This window comes from Lacinutrix sp., from assembly GCF_029238095.1.
Lineage (GTDB): Bacteria > Bacteroidota > Bacteroidia > Flavobacteriales > Flavobacteriaceae > Lacinutrix.
On sequence record NZ_JAQWGS010000024.1, the window covers coordinates 112,633 to 132,989 of the forward strand.

A 20,357-nucleotide genomic window follows, 5' to 3' on the forward strand; every position below is an offset into this window, starting at 1 on the left:
ATTGTTTAAAAATTGTATTTTGGTCTAATACTTGTTTTACAATTTTTATGAAACACATTTTATTTATTTTCCTCTTGTTTATTTGTTTTACTATTCAGGCACAACAGACTGAATATGTTGATTTTAAAACTGTAAAAGCATCATTGTATATTGATTTAATCAAAGCAGAGGTTACCGGTTCTGTTGAATATAGTTTTGACATTTTAAAGGCAACAGATTCTATATTTTTAGATAGTCCAAACATAATCTATGACAGTATTGAAATAAATGGTTTAAATAATTTTAATCTAAATAGTGAAGCGATAGTATTAAATGGAATAGTAAAGAGAAATTTTGTTCAATCTAAAGATAATGTCATGGTAGTTAAGTATCATGTTAAACCCAAAAAAGCGCTGTATTTTATTAATAAAGATGAAGGAATTCAGGCCTGGACACAAGGTCAAGGTAAATATACTAGCAACTGGTTGCCAAGTCTAGATGATACTAATGATAAGATGGAATTTGATTTAAGCATTAAAGCTGATTCAGATTATCAAGTAATTTCTAATGGACAGCTATTAAATATAGAAAAATCAGAAGGTTACAATACCTGGCATTACGATATGCAAAAGCCAATGTCAAGTTACTTAGTTGCATTAACTATAGGCAAATACAATAAACAAGAACTTACTTCTAAAAGTGGCATACCAATAGAATTGTACTATTATCCAGAAGACTCTGCTAGAGTAGAACCAACGTATCGCTATACCAAAAAGATGTTCGATTTTCTAGAAGAAGAAATAGGTGTGCCTTATCCTTGGCAAAACTATAAACAAGTGCCAGTAAAAGATTTTTTGTATTCTGGAATGGAGAATACAAGTCTCACAATTTTTAGTGATGATTTTATGATAGACGAGACTTCATTTGTAGATAAGAACTACGTAAATGTTAACGCTCATGAATTAGCACACCAGTGGTTTGGAGATTTTGTTACAGCTACAGAAGGTAAGCACCATTGGCTGCAAGAAGGTTTTGCGACCTATTATGCTTTGCTAGCAGAACACGAAGTTTTTGGAGACGATTATTATTATAATAGATTGTACGAATATGCAAAAGAGCTTATAGTTCAAGAGCAAGAAGATCAAGCAACAGCTTTATTAGACGCAAAGGCGAGTAGTACAACGTTTTATAAAAAAGGAGCATGGGCTTTACACATGTTAAAGGAAATAGTTGGCGAGCAAGTGTTTAAACAAGCCGTTAAAAATTATTTAAACGCTTATGCTTATAAAAATGTAGAGACTCAAGATTTTATTACTGAAGTCGAAAAACTTTATGGACAGAATTTAAATAGTTTTGAGAACGAATGGTTACTAAGTAAAACGCTGCCATTAGCTAAAATGAGAGCAACATTAAAGCAAAATGAAAGTATTGCTTTTTTAGAAACCATAGAGCACTCTGCCTATTTAAGCTATAGAACAGACAATAATGGTTATGTGCCTTCAAGTTTGGTTACAGAGTTGCCAAAAGGCTTTTATACTGAAAGACTTGCCGTTTTACGTGAGGCTTTAAAGAAGCCAGATTACCCAACATATAAAGATTTAATAGATGAAGCCTTTAATTCTAATGAAATTAAAACACGACAGTTACTAGCACAACGCATACCTGAAGGTTTTAAAGCACAAAACGAGTCCTTATTAAAAGATGCTTCTTATTTAACTGTAGAATATGCATTAATGAATTTATGGTCTAAATTCCCAAAAGACAGAGCTAAATATCTTGAAACTACCAAAGAAATTATTGGTTTTAACGATAAAAATGTAAGGTGTTTATGGTTAACTTTAGCCTTAATAACACCAGAATATAATCCAGCATTTAACGATGTTTACTTAAGAGAATTAAAAGACTACACATCGTCTCAATATGGTTTTAAAACACGTCAAAATGCTTTTTCTTATATTAACAACATTCAAATTTTTGATTTCGAAACTTTAGCTAATCTTATTGATGCCACAAATCATCATAATTGGAGATTTAAGAGTTTTGCAAGCGATTTATTACAATCTTTGAGTGAAGACCAAAAATATAAGTCTATAATTAGTGATTTGCAGGAACAATTAAAAAACAAATAAATTAGATTTTCATCTTTGCTAAAATTAATTTAGCTTAAACTAGAAAACATAAAACGATACTTTTGAAAGCATTAGTAATATCTGGAGGAGGAAGTAAAGGCGCATTTGCTGGAGGCGTTGCTCAATACCTTATTGAACAAAAAGGAAGAGCGTACGATATGTTTTTAGGCACCTCAACAGGTATCTTATTAGTACCACATTTAGCATCTAACGATATTGGTAAGTTGTATGATGTGTTTACTAATGTAAATCAAAATTCTATATTTAGTATTAATCCATTTGTTGTAAAAAAGAAAAATGGTAGAGAATATGTTTATATAAACTACTTAAGTACTATACTTCAGTTTATAAAGAGAAAACGTACGTTTGGTGAAAGTAAATCATTAAGAAAATCTATTAAAAAAAACTTTACTCAAGAAGAATTTAATCGTATTCGTGAAACTAAAGAAGATGTAGTTGTAACCGTTGCAAATTTGTCTAAAAATAGAACCGAATATAAATCTATTAACGATTTTAGTTATGAAGAATTTTGCGATTGGATTTGGATTTCGTGTAATTACATTCCTTTTATGTCTTTGGTAAAAAGAAATGGTTTTGAATATGCAGATGGAGGTTTAGGCTGTGTTGTGCCTATTAGAGAAGCTATAAATAGAGGCGCAACAGAAGTTGATGCTATTATTTTAGAAAGCGAAAATCTTGAATACAATAAAGTACTTGGTAAAAACCCGTTTTCTTTAATGATAAACCTTTTTGGGCACTTGCTAGATCAGGTTGAAAAAGGAGACATTACAATTGGTAAATTAGCTGCGTTACATAAAAATGTTACACTAAACTTATATTATACACCAACAAAATTAACCGAAAACTCTCTTATTTTCAATAAGGTTTTAATGGAGAAATGGTGGATGGAAGGTTTTTTATATGCTCAAGAAAAGCATGAAGACGATAATCCTCTAAGTTCTACTGTACCAATTAGGCCAGAAATCTAACGATAGACTTTAAACTTCAAATCTTTACTTTACTGCCAAAGATTGCTAACTTCTTCTTTAATAAAGGATAATCCTGCATGACTTGGTGGAACTTTATCTATCATATCTTTTAAAATAACTTCTCTTAGTTTATCTGCAGAATCTACAGTATCACTCGTAGAAGCTTTTCTAATAAGTTGAATCGTTGCATTTTTTGAAGCATTAATAAGCGTCCAGCAATCAGTAGTCACATAAATTTGTTGCGATAAATTATGTTCGAATTCTTGTTCTATACTATTAGTAAGTAGGCTTTCGTAATCGTCTTTATTAGAAGATATTGGCGCTACTCTTGTTAAAAGTTTGTTTGGCGAAATGCGCTCCAAAAATAACGAAAAGCGTTCGTAAGCTTGTAAACGTTGTGGTAAAGCTTCTTTTTGTAATTGCTTTAACATTAAAAATCGACGTCTATTATCTTCATTTTGAACATGCTCTCTAAAAAATAAAAAAGCTATGGCACCAACAATTAAAGAAGGGATTACAAACATGAGTAAGTTAAGTAATTGGTCTTCCATATATATCGTCTTTAGGTTTTAGCAAACTTAATATGTTTTTAATTAGTGTACAAGAAAAACCGTTAATGGAATGAACACTGTTTTTTATAGAATGAAAACGCTAGGAGGTAAAATGGTAGTATTTTTCTTATAACAACTAAAGTATATTTGAATTATTGCTATTACCTGTATTAATTAATAATCGTCAGTTTTAGTAATACATTTTAACCGACGATTTTTCTAAAACTATTAAACCTTGTACTTATGAAAACAAAACTACTTTTAAAATTTCTCTTCTGTCTATTAGCTTTTAATTTATCATTTAGCCAAAATACACCTTTACCAAATGGTAGTTTTAATAATGCTGTTGATATTGGTTTTTGGTCTGTAGCCTCAAGTAATGCAACAAAATCTTGGTTTAATGGTGGTTGTCAATCTCTTTTTGTCGATAACTTACCAAACAATCCTAGTAATTTAAGTACAACAATTACATCATCTGTTTTTAGTGTTGGTTTATCTGGAAATTACGAATTAGAATTAGAGTATGGATTAATTTATTCTGGAACAGCACCTATTTTTGAATTTATAGATTCCTCTAATGCAGTTATTAGTCCTACATCAACAACAACAGTTGCTGGAACTTGTACAGATTGGCCAAATGCTAAAAATAGTAAATTAGTTTTTTCCAATTTAAGCTCAGGGAATTACCAATTAAGAATAACCATACCTAAATCACAGTTTTTTCTAGATGGAGCAGCATTAGGAGCTTATAATCCTATAACTGTAAGCGGTAGTGTAAACAATGCTGGTTGTTCAAATAGTAATATGTTGAATAATTTTCCAATGAAAATTACAAATCTAGGTGATAACTCAACAGCTTACACATCAACCATAAATGGAAATTACACGTTTATGTTACCCGAAACTACAGGGAATTTTTTAATAGAGCCAGTTTCTAGCGGAAATATTGTAGCTACGCCAAATAGTATAAGTTTAACAATTAACTCTTTTTCTAGCTCTTATTTAAATAATGATTTTTGTTTAACAAGTAATATTAGCGGAATAGATGTTGAAACACAATTAGTTGCCCAAAACCTGGCAAGACCAGGATTTGTTGCTAATTATAATTTAATTTATAAAAATAATGGCGATACCACAACAGGAAATGAAACTATAGTTTTAAATTTTGATAGTTCTAAAATAGCGTATGTTGCTGCATCTGCTTCAATTACACCAACAAGTACATCAAGTAATTCTATAACTTGGAATTATAGTAATTTAACTGCTCTAGAAATTAGAAATATAACACTATCTTTTAATGTATTATCTCCACCAACGGTTAATGGTGGAGACCTTTTAAGTTTTACAGGAATTATTACATCAGTTTCAGATGCTAATCCAGTTAATAATAGCATTAACTTAAATCAAACCGTTGTAAATGCTTATGACCCTAATGATGTGTTATGTTTGAAAGGCGATGAGATTTCACCATCACAAATAGGAGACTATTTAACCTACAGAATCCGTTTTCAAAATACAGGAACTGCTTCTGCTGTAAATATTTCGGTTAAAACAGATTTAGATGCAGATTTAGATTGGACTACGTTTCAGCCAATTTCTGCTTCACACGCTTACACAACGTCTATAACCAACGGGAATGAATTAACATACAGTTTTAATACTATCAATTTGGCAGATAGTACATCAGACGAGTCTAATAGTCATGGGTGGATTTTTTATAAAATTAAACCTAAAAATACAACAGTTGTAGGTGATGCGTTTGATGCTACAGCAAGTATTTATTTCGATTTTAATCCAGCAGTAGTTACAAATACTTATACAACTACTATTGTTTCACCTTCAACTTATGTGCCAGACGATAATTTTGAAAACTATTTAGAAACACACGATGCTAATGCAAATGTAGTTACTGTTGGAGATCCAACAAGTATACGGTTAAAAGGTAATTCTTCTCTGTTATTAGCCACAAAATATTGTCTCATTTCTGGACCAATACTTTCTAGCCAATATCGTATATGTCCAACAATAGGAAAGTTGTGACTTATTGTATGTTTTTTTTGAAAGACATCACGAATAGCTATAATTACTAAAACAATAATAATCCAAAGCCACCAAGAGATTGAAGATAGAAAGTTAAGAATGGTATTCATATTTCAATAAAATTTCTCAAAAATAAGGATATTCTTTATTTTTAGATAGCATATAGTAAAAAACAAACGTCTTTTTTTATATTAATTGTTTATAATTATTAATAAAACCAATGGGTTTAAACCTTAGCAATAGTTATTTTTGAAGCTTAAAAACGTAAAGAGATTTGGAAAAATATTTAAGTCAGTTAAATGAAGCGCAATATGAACCAACAGTCCAAAAAAATGGACCTATGATTATTATTGCAGGTGCAGGATCTGGTAAAACACGTGTTTTAACCTACAGAATAGCTTACTTAATGAGCCAAGGCATAGATGCTTTTAATATTCTTGCTTTAACTTTTACAAATAAAGCTGCCAAAGAAATGAAAGGCAGAATAGCTGATATAGTTGGTGATGGAGAAGCTAAAAACTTATGGATGGGAACATTTCACTCTGTTTTTGCTAAGATTTTACGTTTTGAAGGACACCATTTAGGGTTTCCAAGTAACTTTACAATTTACGATACCCAAGATTCTCAAAAACTTTTAGGCTCCATTATTAAAGAAATGGGCTTAGATAAGGATATTTATAAAACCAAGCAGGTTTACAGTAGGATTTCCTCATATAAAAATAGTTTAATTACTGTAAAAGCATACTTTAAAAATCCAGAGCTTCTAGAAGCTGATGCCATGGCTCGTAGACCAAAAATGGGAGACATTTATGCAGAATATGTAAACCGTTGTTTTAAAGCTGGAGCCATGGATTTTGATGATTTATTATTAAGAACCAACGAATTATTAACTCGTTTTCCAGCTGTTTTAGCAAAATATCAAGATAAGTTTCGTTACATTTTAGTAGATGAGTATCAAGATACAAACCACTCTCAATATCTTATTGTAAGAGCCTTGGCAGACCGTTTTCAAAATATATGCGTTGTTGGAGACGATGCGCAAAGTATTTATGCTTTTCGTGGAGCAAACATAAACAACATCTTAAATTTCCAGAAAGATTACGACAATGTTAAAATGTACCGTTTAGAACAAAATTACCGTTCTACAAAAAACATAGTAGGTGCAGCAAATTCAGTAATCGAACATAATAAAACCAAATTAGATAAAATAGTTTGGACTGCTAACGACGAAGGTGAAAAAGTAAAAGTGCATCGCTCTTTAACTGATGGAGATGAAGGACGTTACGTTGCAAGTACTATTTGGGAAGAAAAAATGAACAACCAATTGCTAAACAGTGATTTTGCCATTTTATACCGTACCAATTCGCAATCACGTGCTATGGAAGATGCTTTACGCAAGCGAAATATACCTTATCGTATTTATGGAGGTACTTCATTTTACCAGCGTAAAGAAATAAAAGACGTTACTGCGTATTTGCGTTTAATATTAAATTCGGCAGATGAAGAAGCTTTAAAACGAGTTATTAATTTTCCAGGTCGTGGTATTGGGCAAACAACAATAGATCGATTAGTAGTAGCAGCAAATGAAACTGGCAAAACCATTTTTGGTTTATTAAAGGAGATTGATACTATCACTATTAATATTAATAATGGTACCAAAAACAAACTAAAAGACTTTGTTACTTTAATTGAGAGTTATCAAGTATTAAATCAAACAGCAAATGCTTTTGACCTAGCAGAGCATGTTACTAAAACGAGTGGTTTAATTAGAGAGTTTAATAAAGATGGAACACCAGAAGGTGTTATGCGACTGGAAAATGTAGAAGAACTCTTAAACGGTATCAAAGACTTTGTTGAAGGCCAATTAGAAATAGCAGATTCTAAAGATGACTTGGCAGAATTTTTAGAAGATGTCGCATTAGCTACAGATTTAGATGGAGATAAAGGCGATCCAAATCATGTGGCATTAATGACAATTCATTCGTCTAAAGGCTTAGAATTTAATCATGTATTTATTGTTGGTCTAGAAGAAGACTTATTTCCAAGTGCCATGAGCATGAATACAAGAAGTGAACTAGAAGAAGAAAGACGATTATTTTATGTAGCTTTGACAAGAGCAGAGAAAAAAGCACATTTAACCTATGCTTTATCTCGATACCGTTGGGGAAAATTAGTAGATTCTGAGCCAAGTCGTTTTATAGAAGAAATAGAAGACGAGTTTTTAGATATCATTACTCCAATAGAAGAACGTCGCATTAACCCAATGTTATCAGCAGATATTTTTGGTGATGTAGAACCTAATACAATAAGATTTAAAAAAGCAGTACAACCTAAATTTATTAAGAAAGTGGCAAAAAAGAAAGAACCTGTAAACTTTGAAATAAGTGCTCCAAAAAAAATGAAAAAAGCGTCAGAAGTAGAAATACCAGCAGATGCTAATTTGTTTGATGGAGAACTTACCGTTGGAAATAGAGTAAAACACTTAAAATTTGGTAGAGGAGAAGTGTTAAAAATTGAAGGAAAAGGTGCAGATAAAAAAGCCGAAATTGATTTTGAATTTGGTGGCTTAAAAAAGCTGCTACTAAGGTTTGCTAAATTAGAAGTTATAGGTTAAAATAACTTTAGATAAAAATATCTAGCCATGGCAGACTTAATTAAAATATATGAAGAGAATCCAAATCCTAAAGCGATTAAAAAAGTAATCGACGTTTTAAAACAAGGAGGCTTGGTAATTTATCCAACAGATACTGTTTATGGTTTGGGTTGCGATATCAATAACTCTAAAGCCTTAGAGAGAATAGCAAGAATAAAAGGTGTTAAACTAGAAAAAGCTAAATTGTCTTTTATATGTTATGATTTGAGTAATTTAAGCGATTATGTAAAGCAGATAGATTCAAGCACCTTTAAAATTCTTAAACGTGCATTACCAGGACCTTATACTTTTATTTTACCTGGATCGAAGTCTTTACCATCTGTTTTTAAAAAGAAAAAAGAAGTAGGAATAAGAATTCCAAATAACAATATTACATTAGAGATTGTAAAAGCTTTAGGTAATCCTTTAGTGTCTACATCTATTCGTGACGAAGACGAAATTTTAGATTACACTACAGATCCAGAATTAATACTTGAAAAGTGGGATAATTTGGTCGATTTAGTTATAGATGGTGGTTATGGAGGTAACGAAGGTTCAACCATAGTAGATTTATCTAAAGACGAGCCCGAAGTAATAAGAGAAGGTAAAGGAAGTTTAGATATTTTTTAAAAAATGAAAAAACCTGTAAACAATAGTACAAACTATGTTGGGTTAAAGCTTACGATTTAAATAAAAAACATTCTACAAAAGCACTTTTAATTGGACTTTTGCTAATTAGTTTTAATAAAAAAGCTCAACCAAAAGGTTGAGCTTTTTACTATGTATTAAAATCTAAAAAATTACTCTTCTTTAGATAAATTTTTCATTTCAGTTTCAATCATTTCATAAAACTGATCGATTTTTGGAAGAATGTATATTTTAGTTCTTCTGTTAATGGCTTTATTTGTAGGAGAGTCATTAGCTACTAAAGGTAAATGATCTCCACGACCAGCAGCAATTAGTTGTTCTGGTTTAACACCTAGTTCTTGAAGCGCTCTAACAATAGCTGTACTACGTTTTACACTTAAATCCCAGTTATCTAATAAAACACCTTTACTATATGGTACATTGTCTGTATGACCTTCTACCATTGCTTCAAAGTTAGGCTTGCCATTTATTACGGTTGCTACTTTTCCTAAGATTTCATTTGCTCTTGGCGAAATGTTATAGCTTCCAGTTTGAAACAGTAACTTATCTGATAAAGAGATGAAAACAACACTTTTTTCAACATTTATTTCAATGTCTTCGTCATTTAAACCAACTTCTTTTTTTAAGCTTGTTACTAAAGCAATTGTTACACTGTCTTTTTTGGTTAAAGCGTCTTGTAATCTAGATATTTTTAACTCTTTTTCTCTTATGCTTTCTAAAGACTTCTCTAAGTTTTTGGCACCTTGCGTTGTTAAAACAGTCATGTCTTTTGAACTTTCGATGAGAGCTTTGTTGCTAGATTTTAAATCTGTTAAGGCATCTTTAGCGTCTTTTAATCGTTGATTTATCTCTATAATACGTGCAGAAGCTGCTGCTTCATCTGCTAAACATTTGTTTAGTTTAACAGTTGCAGTATTTAAAAGGTCTTGTGTGTTTTTTTGTTTTTCTTCAAGTGCCATAAAGTCTTTTTTAGAGACACATGAACTTAATGTTAATAGTGCTACAGCACTAAGTACTAATAGTTTTTTCATAATTATTTATAGATAAAATTAAATTTTAACATACCAAAAGTAGCTATTTTTAAAATGTTAAAACAAGTATTAACAAAATTTTTGCTAAAACTTTTATAAGTCTGTAAAATGTTTCTTACGGCTAGCAAAATAAGACCATACAACAGATTTTGTTTTATAATATTTTACTGTATTTTGAGTAAGTGTTTTTCTTAGTTTCAATAACTTAGGTAGTCTTGTATAAAAACTAAAGTGCGCTCTTAATATAGCAAAAATATGAGAGAATTTCAAGCTTAAAAGAAACTTAAAAGCGGCTAAACCATCTAAAGTTAGTCTTGAAAAAAGCAAGAAGAATAGATTGCCAGAAGCATTTTTGGTAAGTGTAGCAAGACTATTTCTAAAATTTAAGTATGTTTTTTTTGGGTTTGTAGCATTTAAAGTAGCACCACCAACATGATAAACAGTAGATTCTGCAATATATTTTGTTTGATAACCCAAATTAAAAGCACGCCAGCACAAATCTATTTCTTCCATGTGTGCAAAAAATGTTTCATCGAAACCTTTTAAGGTCTTATAAACATCTTTTCTTATAAAAAAACATGCACCAGAAGCCCACAATATTTTAGAGCTATCATTGTATTGGCCTCTGTCTTCCTCTATGGTATCGAAAATACGACCTCTACAAAAGGGATAACCATATTTATCTATAAAACCACCAGCAGCTCCAGCATACTCAAAATAAGATTTTTTTTTGTAATCTAATATTTTAGGCTGTATAATTGCTGTGTTTTCTTCAGTTTTAAAGGTGTTAATAATAGGATTTAACCAATTTTTGGTCACTTCTACATCACTATTTACCAAACAAAATATATCTTCATCTAAATGTTTAAGTGCATCATTATAACCTTTAGCATAGCCTCCATTTAGCGTGTTTTGTATAATTTTTATTTGAGGAAATTCTGCTTTTAAAAAACAAATAGAATCGTCTGTAGAGGCATTATCTGCAACGTAAACAGTTGCATCTTGAGTATTAGCAATAATAGATGGTAAGAACTCTTTAAGTAACGCTTTTCCATTCCAGTTTAATATGACTACTGCTATTTTCAATTTTTTTTATAAAATGTTATGAGTTAAATTAATGAACATTGCCTTTCAATTATTATTTATTAAAATAAGGAATATCCTCTAAAAACCGATATTTTTCAGCTTTAAAATCCATTACACAATAATAATGGTTTAATCCATTAGTCACCATTAAATAAGTTGCATTTAACGCCAAATTGTAGCGTGCCACTTGATCGAACGTGTTTTGTTTTATTTTAATATTTGGCGCTTTACATTCTACAATTAAGTGAATACTACCATCTGTATTAAAAATAACAATATCGTAACGTTTCTTTAAATCGTTAACTTTTAGTTCTTTTTCTACGTTAATTAATGATTTGGGATAGTTTTTTACTTTAATTAAATAATGTACACAATGTTGCCTCACCCATTCTTCGGGTTGTAAAATCACAAATTTTTTACGAATAGCATCGAATATAGATACTTTATTTTCGCTATTTTTGAAACGGAACGTATATGTAGGAAAATTTAATTCTTGCACTATACAAATTTATAACTATAACGTCATTTCGAGTTATTATTAGAGAAAAATTTATCGGGAAATTCTTGATATTACAAAAAAAGCCTCAACTCGCAATGACAACACAATGTAAACACTATTTTGGACGACGTTAAAAAACTAGTTACAGACATCAATAATAAAAATCTTGCACCTATTTATTTACTAATGGGTGAGGAAGCTTATTATATAGATAAAATTTCAGATTATATTGAAGCTAATGTTTTAGCCGAAGAAGAGAAAGGTTTTAACCAAATGGTGTTGTATGGTCGAGATGTAACAATAGAGGATATAGTTGGTAATGCTAAACGTTTTCCTATGATGGCAGATAAGCAAGTTGTTATTGTAAAGGAAGCACAAGATTTATGGCGTACTATCGAGAAGTTAGTAGATTATGCTAAAAATCCGCAACCATCTACCGTTTTAGTGCTTTGTTATAAATATAAAACAGTAGATAAGCGTAAGGCACTTTATAAAGCTATAAATAAAGCAGGAGTTGTTTTTGAAAGTAAAAAGTTTTACGATAATCAAGTTCCAGATTGGATTAGAAGAACATTGTCTACAAAAGGCTACAAAATAACACCTAAAGCTTCTTTAATGCTTGTAGAATTTTTAGGTACAGATTTAAGTAAAATTAATAACGAATTAGAAAAACTTCAAATTGTTTTACCACAAGGCACAGAGATTTCACCATCTCATGTTGAAGAGAATATAGGTATTAGTAAAGATTATAATAATTTTGAATTACGTAAAGCTATTGGCTCTCGCGATGATATTAAAGCCTTTAAAATCGTGAATTATTTTGGAGACAATCCAAAAGACAACCCAATGGTAGTAACGGTTTCTTTACTTTTTAGTTTCTTTTCACAGTTATTGCAACTGCATGGCATGACAGATAAATCACCAAGAAATATTACGTCTGCTTTGCGTGTAAACCCTTATTTTGTTAGCGAATATTTAGATGCTGCACGTAACTTTCCAATGCGCAAAGTAAGTGGTATAATTGCTACCATTCGAGAATTCGATTTAAAGAGTAAAGGTGTTAACGCTAATGCTGTGCCGCAAAAAGATTTGTTGAAAGAATTGGTAGTGAGAATACTTAATTAATTTAAGATTTCTAAATTTTAAAAACAACTTCAACAATCTAATGTATTTAGTTTAATTATTATTTAAACACCAAGCCTGAATTTAGAAATTTTAAAATGAAAAACACTTTATTATTACTAGCCTTTGTATTTGTTTCATGTAAAACCACACAAATACTTCCAGATCCTTTAGAAGCTGGTTGGGAAGGTGAAAAAGTATGCGAAGTTTTAAGCGATACAAAAAAGCAACGCGTTTTAAAATGTACCTTTCCACCTAATGTAGGACACCAAAAACATTACCATAAACCACATTTTGGTTACACAATAGCTGGAAGTACGTTCCAGATTACAGACAATAAAGGAATACGTAATGTGCCAGTAGCAACAGGTGTAAACTGGTATAAAGCCGAATTAAGCGAGCACGAAGTGTTTAACGTTGGTGATAGTACTGCTGTGTTTTTAATTATTGAACCAAAATAATTATAGTTTAGTATTAAAATATTAAATCATTCTGTAAAGCGTTGTCACAATTACACCTTTAGTATCATCCAAAACTACAGATAGTAATAGTTTTTCTTCTTTTACTTTAAAATTAAAAGGCGAGGCTAATGGGTTGACACCACTTTGTTTTTTTAGTCTAATGCCTTGTCCAGAGATAATATCTTTATTAGGTTTAAAATCAATTTTTGGTAGATGTTCTGTTAAAATAATGTATTTATATTGGCTTAGTTTGCTCAGTATTTGTTGTATTTCATTATTAGATAGATGTTGCAATACTTGTCTTAATATAGCGCAATCTCCAGCTGGTAAATTATCTTTTGCTATATCCAAACAGTTAAATTCTAAATTATCTGCTATAAATGTTTTTTTGTTATACTCAATAAGCTCTTCTACAATATCTACAGCGATATATTTTTTGGTATGTTTTACTAATTGATTTCCTATATTAAAATCGCCACAACCTAAATCGCAAACTACTAGAGGTGTTTTAAAAGACTTTAAAAAGCGAGTTACAATTTCAATATATGAATTTACTAATTCTGGTAGATGAGAGCCTTCTCCAGAGTAAAAAAGACTGTTATTATTTCCCCAAAGATTTTTGTTGTAGACTTGAGCCATTGCTGCTTGAGTTGGCCATGGTTTCTTTTTAATTATTTTATCTTTTTTATTCATGAAAAGTAAGCCTAAGTTTACAGGTCTTCTATTGCCAAACTGTAATCGTACTGTAAATCTTTATGTAAAGCCAATATTTTTTTTGTGATGGCTTCAATGTTTCTATCGTAAATATTAGTAAGTGTGGTGTTTCTGGAAATTGAAGGTTTCATGGTCTTCAGTTTTTTGCAAAAGTAGAGTAGGAGTTCTACTTCTGTTTCTTTGTTTAGTGAATACCTGATATATTTTTTAGTGTTTCGAAGTATTTTACGCACACTTTTTTTTATGTAGAAAAAACTATCTGTGTTTATAAGTTCGAATTGTTCGTCTATTTCTTGTTTTACGGTTTCAATATATCCAGCTTCACTATCTGCTTCAAAAAGCAAATAAGTAAGTAACTCCTTATTTTCTTTTTTAAAACGTGACAAACGTAAGCAAAGCTCTGCAAGCTCTTGGTTAGACTTGTGTTTTAATTCTTTTCTAATAGTAACTACAGATACTGCTTTCATTTAATATTATTCTGTTATTTGAATACTGTTTCTTAATTCCTCTTTTCTTGGTGTTTCAAACTAAGTTTACATAAAATTAAAATTGGCTCCAGAAACTTCAAACTCAAAAGTATTGTTTTCTTTTAATTGTAAAACTAAATCTAAAATTAAAGTTTCTGATCTCTCAATACGTTCTAAAAACCAATTTAAACCACCAGATTTGTTTTTATCTTTTAAAAATAACGTCTTATTCCATTTTTCTATTGAAACCACAGTACCTTTAGATTTCTTTTTTTAATTGATTTACGTAAGTTGTTTTACTAGAACCAGTCCTGCTAACTATTAAGTGCAATATCATAACTTATAGTGTTTTTTTATTGTGCTTTTTACTTTAAATAGGCGTATTAATCCAATACATAAAATTACTGGAGCAATTATAACTAAAGCAATTCCTAAACTTTTTAACTCTGTTAAAAACTCAAGTTTAAGTATGGTAATTCCAGATCCTAAAAACACGACAAAGGTTCTAAAATAGGCTAAAAAAGTGCGTTCATTTGCAAGTTTAGTTCGTTCTATGGCAAGCCAATCTCTTGTGGTTAAGTCGTTTTTTTCTATCATAAATTTATCCTTTAAGCAAATTTACACTTACTGTAGCTAGATCACTGTCTGGAAATCTTGAAAAATGATTACTATCTGGTTTTAAACCTGCTTCTTCTGCAATAGAATTAAATACATTAACTTCCAAAATATATTGGTCACTATAACCATGTGTTGCATCGTAAGCCGTTGCAGCAGTTTTACTAATGTTTTTCGCGGTTAATTTTGGATTGATAGTATGTAATTCTATAATTAATAATCCAAATTGTTCAACATATGGTTTCCACTTTTGCAAATGTTCTAACAAAGAGTCTTCAACTAAATTATTACTTATTCGTTTGCCTTGATATGCAAATGCTCCTGAAGATTTACTCATTCTATTTGTTGTTTTTTTTGGTGTTTCCCAAATACGATTATGGTCTAAAAATGTACGTACATTAAGTAAATCTTTAAGCGCGATATTATAATCTTCGCGTAAATCGTTTGCTAATAAATCTGGTCTGCCTATGTCTCCCCAAATTACTTTTGCCCAAATATCTGCTTTTATTAAATTAGCTCGTGTTACTTTTAAAGCAGCTTTATTAAAATCTGCACCAACCAGTAATAATGGATGTTCTTCTAGTAATTTCCCTCTTAGCGTTTGGTGTTCTATTACCTCAAATATATGTTGTATAAAGGCGCCATTGCCACAACCCATATCTAAAATGCCTTTAGGCTGCTCGTCTATTGGTTTATTAAAAAGTTTGATAATTACTTGATCTATAACCTTAAAATAGGTGGAATGTGCACCACCACTTCCCCAAACATTCATTTCTCTATGGACGTGTTTTTCGGTTTCTCCTTCATCAGATTTTAAGACTAATGGATTACCAAAAAGTAGTTCGTCTAATTGTAAAAAGGTTGGTAAATAAGACACTGTTACACCATAAGCCGACGCACGTTTAGCAAAAAACAAACCTTGATCTGTAAATTGGTAGTTTCCGTTTTTCTTTTTAAACCAACCTAAATCACTTAAGAAATCTAATATTTTTTTAAAGCTCTCTGGATCTTTATGGTATTCTTCAGCAGAAAACGAAGCTTCCATAAAGTATTTATGAAACAAGCCATTAACACCTAAAAGTACTGTAATAGGTGCAACTATGCAACCTTCAATATGTTTTAAAACTTGAAAAGTTACAGTGTTTTCTTCTGCTTTTTTCAAACCATAATTATCATTGTATTTTTTAAAGATGTTTTCTAATACTATAAACGCATCACTACCAATACGTTCTTCTGGAAATCGTACAGCGTAGTTTAATACATTTACAGCGTCTTTATAAAGATGGGCGAGTGTAAATGCAGTTTCGCTGTTTTTGTTTGTGCTGTATTTTACATTATTGTTTTTGTTATCGATGTCTTGTTCTAACCAACCTTGAGAACATAACACTCTTAATGCGACGTTTAAATAGCCTTCATTAGCTTTAAATTGAGTGACTAATTTTGAGAGTTCTATTGTTTTGTTTTTTAAAATAAACGTTAATACACCTTTTTTATGTAAAGCATACATTGTGGTTGCTGTTGCTATACCATCAAGATGTCTAAAAATGGTGCCTCTAAGTTGTGCTTTATCTTTTTTTGTTAGCATTATATTTAAGTTAGAATTTAAAGATATAAAAAAAAGCGCTTACTAGATGTAAACGCTTTTTGTGTAAATTTTTGCAATTAACTAATTTATAAAAGGATCACTCCATTTTTCGTCTGTGTAAACGTTAGCACCTGCTAACGTATTTAAAAATGCGATTACAGCATCTTTTTCTGTTTGGGTCATGTTTAATTGTTGCCCAATACCATTTGGTCTTAATCTTGGATCTAAGTTTGGGTTTCCATTGGTGTTAATAACATCGTAATGATTTAATACCGTTATTAAATTAGAACTAACACCAATATGCATAAATTGCCCGTTAGCAGTACCATCTATTTTTACAACGTCTCTAAGACTTGGAGATCTAGTATTTGTAAAATCTGTACCAATACCACTAGCAGTGCCTATTATTCCATTGTTTAATGTGTTTGGATCGATATCAAATTCTGGTGCTTGATGGCAGCCTACACAACCTATACCACCAGAAATTCTAACACCTTGATTGTTAAAATTTGCAGGTTGTAAAAACAGTTGTTTTCCTTGATTTTCTTGGGCAGTAAAGTTGGTAAATGGCTGTGCATCATTATTTGCAAGAAGTCTTCCATCATCATATTTACTGTCGAAAGATTGGATACTTCTAATGAATTGTGATAATGCATTTTGTATTCTAAACTCTGAAATTTCTTCACTACCAAAAGCAAAATTAAATAAGTCTGGATAATATGATGTATTTTCTAGTTTCGTAATTAAATCGTTGAAATTTAAATCGCCATTTTCGCCACTAAAGCCCATTTCTATATGATCTGGAATTGGCATTGTGGTTTGTGCTTCTAAAGAGTTCGCACGTTCATCCCAAAAAAATCTATTCTCATTTGAAAAACGTATATTTATTAATCGCATAGAATGCCTTCCTGTAACACCATCTACGCCAGAACTCACACTATTGTTGTCTCCAAAGGCTAATTCTTGTTTGTGGCAACTTGCACAAGCTATAGTATTATTTACAGATAGGTTTTTATCGTAAAACAATACACGACCTAAAGTAGCAGCTTCGTTTGTAATAGGATTTCCTGCAGGAGTATTATCTTTTGTGATGTAAACTGGGATGTATTTATCATTATAATTAAACAGACTGCTAAAATCAATATCTAATATATTAGAAAAATCTAAGGTTGCGTTTTGATCTTGGGTTTGTGTTGTTTCGGAGTTAATGTTGTTGTCGTCAGAACAGCTAACTATTATAATAATTGACACTAAAAAAAAGAACCTTTTCATAAGTAATGTGCATTGGTTATAACTTAAGACAAGATTCTTTTGTAAAGGTTTAATTGGTAATTGAAAAATTATCTCAATTTTGGAAAATCAACAGGATTTGCTTCGTGCATAACAGCATATATAGCTTCATAAATATCTTCTGCAGATGGTTTGGAGAAATAGTCTCCATCTGTTCCATAAGCAGGTCTATGTGCTTTAGCTGTAACTGTTTTTGGCGCACTATCTAGATGTTGGTAACCGTTTTGTTTGTTTAATATTTGGTCTAATAAATAGGCTGAAGCTCCTCCTGGAACATCTTCATCTATAATCATTAAACGATTGGTTTTTGCTAAACTTTTTACAACATCATGGTTTAAATCGAAAGGTAATAATGATTGTGCATCTATAACTTCTGCATCGATACCAACTTGTATTAATTCTTTAGCAACGTCTTGTACAATTCTTAAGGTAGAACCGTAAGACACTATAGTAATATCGTTTCCTTCTTTTACAGTTTCTACAACACCAATAGGTGTTTTAAAAGCGCCAAAGTTAGTTGGTTTTGGTTCTTTTAAACGATACCCATTTAAACATTCCACAACCAAAGCAGGTTCGTCGCTTTCTAATAAAGTATTATAAAAACCAGCAGCTTTAGTCATGTTTCTTGGAACCAAAACATGAATACCACGTATAAGGTTTAAAACGCCACCCATTTGTGAACCAGAATGCCAAATACCTTCTAGTCTGTGACCACGAGTTCTTACAATTAATGGTGCTTTTTGACGGCCTTTTGTTCTGTAATGTAAAGTTGCTAGATCATCGCTCATTATTTGAAGTGCATACATGATATAATCTAAATACTGAATCTCAGCAATAGGTTTTAAACCTCGCATTGCCATACCAATACCTTGACCAATAATTGTAGCTTCACGAATTCCAGCATCTGCAACGCGTAACTCGCCATATTTTTCTTGTAATCCTTCTAATCCTTGATTTACATCTCCAATATTTCCAGCGTCTTCACCAAAAATTAAAGCTTCGGGATATTTACTAAAAATAGCATCAAAATTATCCCTTAAAATAACACGACCATCAACCTCTTCTTTATTGGGATTGAAAACAGGACTTACTTCTTCGACATGTTTTGCAGCAGTTTCAGTTTCATTATGTAAATGCGAACTGTATTTTGGCTGCACAACACTAAAGTAAGTGTCTATCCATTGTAATAATTTTGTTTTAGCAGAAGAATTTTCAGTAACTACATATCTTAAAACACGTCTAGCTGCAGATATTACATCTTTTCGAGCAGGTTCTACAATGGCTAACATGTCATTATTTATTTTCTCTATAAATTCTCTGTTTGCACTTGCTGTAGCAACTTCTGTTATTAAAGATGAAGCTTCTTTACGTTCAGCTATAATAGGATTTAGGTAAGCATTCCAAGCGGCTTTTTTTCCCTCTCGAACCGCTTTTTTGATTTCTTTCTCTTTAGTAGATAATTCTTCGTCTGTAGAAATTCCAGTTTCTATCATCCACTCACGTAATTTTACATTACAATCTGTTTTTGCTTCCCATTCTAAACGTTCTTTATCTTTATAACGTTCGTGAGAACCAGAAGTAGAGTGGCCTTGTGGTTGTGTTAATTCGTTTACATGCACTAAAACAGGCACATGCTCTGTTCTAGCAATTTTTGCAGCTTCTTGGTAGGTTTCAATAAGTGACACATAATCCCAACCTTTAACACGTAGAATTTCGTAGCCATTATTATTTTCATCACGTTGGAAGCCACTTAAAATTTCAGAGATGTTTTCTTTTGTTGTTTGATGTCTTGCGTGAACAGAAATGCCGTATTCGTCATCCCAAACACTTATTACCATTGGTACTTGTAATACACCAGCTGCATTTATAGTTTCGAAAAAGAGACCTTCACTTGTACTAGCATTACCTATGGTTCCCCAAGCAATTTCGTTTCCTTTTTCAGAAAAGTTTGTAGTATCTATACCTTTTACATTTCTGTAAATTTTAGAGGCTTGAGCTAAACCTAACAATCTTGGCATTTGCCCAGCAGTAGGCGAAATATCTGAACTTGAATTTTTTTGTTTTGTTAAATTATTCCAATTTCCATTTTCATCTAAACTAAATGTAGAGAAGTGTCCACCCATTTGGCGACCTCCTGACATTGGTTCTAATTTTATGTCTGTATTGGCATATAAACCTGCAAAAAATGTTTCGATGTTTAGTTCTCCAATAGCCATCATAAAGGTTTGGTCTCTGTAATAACCAGATCTAAAATCTCCATTAGCAAAGGCTTTTGCCCATGCTAATTGTGGTACTTCTTTTCCGTCACCAAAAATACCAAACTTGGCTTTTCCTGTTAAGACCTCGCGACGTCCAAGTAAGCTACATTCTCGACTTGTAACAGCAATTTTATAATCTTCAATAACTTGCGCTTTAAAATCGCTAAAGGATAACTCTTTTTTTAAGTCGGAATTTAAACTCATAGTCGTTTGTTTGAAGTACAAATTTAGATAATAAAAGTGATTTTAGCAATACGAAAT

General features: G+C 31.2%; 17 protein-coding genes and 2 pseudogenes. 7 read left to right on the plus strand and 12 right to left on the minus strand.

Translation table 11 applies throughout. The features are described 5' to 3' along the window. Window positions 1-47: 47 nt before the first annotated feature. Together P8H50_RS07075 and P8H50_RS07080 are read left to right on the plus strand one after the other, a co-directional pair. Window positions 48-2,108: a M1 family metallopeptidase gene (locus tag P8H50_RS07075; protein WP_300207120.1), complete on the plus strand. Its 2,061-nt coding sequence runs from the start codon at window positions 48-50 to the stop codon at window positions 2,106-2,108. Between the two features lie 62 nt (window positions 2,109-2,170). After that, complete coding sequence (locus P8H50_RS07080; RefSeq protein ID WP_300207122.1) at window positions 2,171-3,097, plus strand: patatin-like phospholipase family protein; 927 nt, start codon at window positions 2,171-2,173, stop codon at window positions 3,095-3,097. A gap of 29 nt (window positions 3,098-3,126) precedes the next feature. On the opposite strand, the gene P8H50_RS07085 is transcribed toward P8H50_RS07080, so the two are convergent. Beyond that, window positions 3,127-3,648 (minus strand): hypothetical protein, encoded by a 522-nt coding sequence (locus tag P8H50_RS07085; RefSeq protein WP_300207124.1) that lies wholly within the window; start codon window positions 3,646-3,648, stop codon window positions 3,127-3,129. A gap of 891 nt (window positions 3,649-4,539) precedes the next feature. On the opposite strand from P8H50_RS07085, the pseudogene P8H50_RS07090 reads away from it, so the two are divergent. After that, window positions 4,540-5,208: pseudogene (locus tag P8H50_RS07090) on the plus strand (T9SS C-terminal target domain-containing protein); the annotation flags it as partial. 368 nt (window positions 5,209-5,576) lie between these two features. Here P8H50_RS07090 and P8H50_RS07095 read toward each other — a convergent pair. Next, window positions 5,577-5,798 (minus strand): annotated as a pseudogene (locus P8H50_RS07095) (FMN-binding glutamate synthase family protein); the annotation flags it as partial. A 164-nt stretch (window positions 5,799-5,962) separates the two neighbouring features. Here P8H50_RS07095 and P8H50_RS07100 point away from each other — a divergent pair. Then, window positions 5,963-8,302 carry an ATP-dependent helicase gene (locus P8H50_RS07100; protein WP_300207127.1) on the plus strand — a complete coding sequence of 780 codons (2,340 nt, stop codon included), beginning with the start codon at window positions 5,963-5,965 and terminating at the stop codon, window positions 8,300-8,302. 27 nt (window positions 8,303-8,329) lie between these two features. Beyond that, the gene (locus P8H50_RS07105; protein ID WP_300207129.1) at window positions 8,330-8,950 is read left to right on the plus strand and encodes an L-threonylcarbamoyladenylate synthase; all 621 of its coding nucleotides are present in this window, start codon (window positions 8,330-8,332) and stop codon (window positions 8,948-8,950) included. Between the two features lie 170 nt (window positions 8,951-9,120). Here P8H50_RS07105 and P8H50_RS07110 read toward each other — a convergent pair whose 3' ends face one another. The 3 genes from P8H50_RS07110 to P8H50_RS07120 form a co-directional block, all read right to left on the minus strand. After that, window positions 9,121-9,999, minus strand: coding sequence for an OmpA family protein (locus P8H50_RS07110; RefSeq protein WP_300207132.1), 879 nt, complete (start codon window positions 9,997-9,999; stop codon window positions 9,121-9,123). Window positions 10,000-10,092: 93 nt separating this feature from the next. Next, window positions 10,093-11,085, minus strand: a complete 993-nt coding sequence (locus P8H50_RS07115) for a glycosyltransferase family 2 protein (protein WP_300207134.1) — start codon at window positions 11,083-11,085, stop codon at window positions 10,093-10,095. Window positions 11,086-11,137: 52 nt separating this feature from the next. Beyond that, window positions 11,138-11,584, minus strand: coding sequence for a type I restriction enzyme HsdR N-terminal domain-containing protein (locus P8H50_RS07120; protein ID WP_300207137.1), 447 nt, complete (start codon window positions 11,582-11,584; stop codon window positions 11,138-11,140). 120 nt (window positions 11,585-11,704) lie between these two features. Between P8H50_RS07120 and holA the strand changes: the two genes are divergently transcribed. Further along, window positions 11,705-12,709 carry a DNA polymerase III subunit delta gene (gene holA / locus P8H50_RS07125; RefSeq protein WP_300207139.1) on the plus strand — a complete coding sequence of 335 codons (1,005 nt, stop codon included), beginning with the start codon at window positions 11,705-11,707 and terminating at the stop codon, window positions 12,707-12,709. Between the two features lie 95 nt (window positions 12,710-12,804). Beyond that, a complete protein-coding gene (locus P8H50_RS07130; RefSeq protein ID WP_300207142.1) occupies window positions 12,805-13,167 on the plus strand; it encodes a cupin domain-containing protein in 363 nt (120 codons plus the stop codon). Between the two features lie 21 nt (window positions 13,168-13,188). On the opposite strand, the gene P8H50_RS07135 is transcribed toward P8H50_RS07130, so the two are convergent. The 7 genes from P8H50_RS07135 to P8H50_RS07165 all read right to left on the minus strand — a co-directional run bounded on the left by P8H50_RS07135 (window position 13,189) and on the right by P8H50_RS07165 (window position 20,300). Beyond that, window positions 13,189-13,860, minus strand: a complete 672-nt coding sequence (locus P8H50_RS07135) for a class I SAM-dependent methyltransferase (protein ID WP_300207144.1) — start codon at window positions 13,858-13,860, stop codon at window positions 13,189-13,191. Window positions 13,861-13,877: 17 nt separating this feature from the next. After that, on the minus strand, window positions 13,878-14,348 hold the full coding sequence (locus P8H50_RS07140; protein ID WP_300207146.1) for a hypothetical protein: 471 nt from the start codon (window positions 14,346-14,348) through the stop codon (window positions 13,878-13,880). Window positions 14,349-14,414: 66 nt separating this feature from the next. Further along, window positions 14,415-14,600 (minus strand): hypothetical protein, encoded by a 186-nt coding sequence (locus P8H50_RS07145; RefSeq protein WP_366900968.1) that lies wholly within the window; start codon window positions 14,598-14,600, stop codon window positions 14,415-14,417. A gap of 81 nt (window positions 14,601-14,681) precedes the next feature. Beyond that, complete coding sequence (locus tag P8H50_RS07150) at window positions 14,682-14,945, minus strand: DUF202 domain-containing protein (protein WP_300207148.1); 264 nt, start codon at window positions 14,943-14,945, stop codon at window positions 14,682-14,684. 4 nt (window positions 14,946-14,949) lie between these two features. After that, window positions 14,950-16,548, minus strand: coding sequence for a class I SAM-dependent methyltransferase (locus P8H50_RS07155; protein WP_300207151.1), 1,599 nt, complete (start codon window positions 16,546-16,548; stop codon window positions 14,950-14,952). 81 nt (window positions 16,549-16,629) lie between these two features. Beyond that, window positions 16,630-17,820 carry a cytochrome c peroxidase gene (locus tag P8H50_RS07160; RefSeq protein ID WP_300207153.1) on the minus strand — a complete coding sequence of 397 codons (1,191 nt, stop codon included), beginning with the start codon at window positions 17,818-17,820 and terminating at the stop codon, window positions 16,630-16,632. 68 nt (window positions 17,821-17,888) lie between these two features. After that, the gene (locus P8H50_RS07165) at window positions 17,889-20,300 is read right to left on the minus strand and encodes a thiamine pyrophosphate-dependent enzyme (protein WP_300207155.1); all 2,412 of its coding nucleotides are present in this window, start codon (window positions 20,298-20,300) and stop codon (window positions 17,889-17,891) included. Window positions 20,301-20,357: the final 57 nt, after the last annotated feature.

Excerpts from the sequence above, each read along its gene's own strand:
- P8H50_RS07150 (WP_300207148.1), bottom strand. The coding sequence starts at position 14,945 with ATGATAGAAAAAAACGACTTAACCACAAGAGATTGGCTTGCCATAGAA.
- P8H50_RS07135 (WP_300207144.1), bottom strand. The coding sequence starts at position 13,860 with ATGAATAAAAAAGATAAAATAATTAAAAAGAAACCATGGCCAACTCAA.
- P8H50_RS07075 (WP_300207120.1), top strand. The coding sequence starts at position 48 with ATGAAACACATTTTATTTATTTTCCTCTTGTTTATTTGTTTTACTATT.
- P8H50_RS07105 (WP_300207129.1), top strand. The coding sequence starts at position 8,330 with ATGGCAGACTTAATTAAAATATATGAAGAGAATCCAAATCCTAAAGCG.
- P8H50_RS07160 (WP_300207153.1), bottom strand. The coding sequence starts at position 17,820 with ATGAAAAGGTTCTTTTTTTTAGTGTCAATTATTATAATAGTTAGCTGT.
- P8H50_RS07165 (WP_300207155.1), bottom strand. The coding sequence starts at position 20,300 with ATGAGTTTAAATTCCGACTTAAAAAAAGAGTTATCCTTTAGCGATTTT.
- P8H50_RS07110 (WP_300207132.1), bottom strand. The coding sequence starts at position 9,999 with ATGAAAAAACTATTAGTACTTAGTGCTGTAGCACTATTAACATTAAGT.
- P8H50_RS07130 (WP_300207142.1), top strand. The coding sequence starts at position 12,805 with ATGAAAAACACTTTATTATTACTAGCCTTTGTATTTGTTTCATGTAAA.
- P8H50_RS07155 (WP_300207151.1), bottom strand. The coding sequence starts at position 16,548 with ATGCTAACAAAAAAAGATAAAGCACAACTTAGAGGCACCATTTTTAGA.
- P8H50_RS07140 (WP_300207146.1), bottom strand. The coding sequence starts at position 14,348 with ATGAAAGCAGTATCTGTAGTTACTATTAGAAAAGAATTAAAACACAAG.
- P8H50_RS07085 (WP_300207124.1), bottom strand. The coding sequence starts at position 3,648 with ATGGAAGACCAATTACTTAACTTACTCATGTTTGTAATCCCTTCTTTA.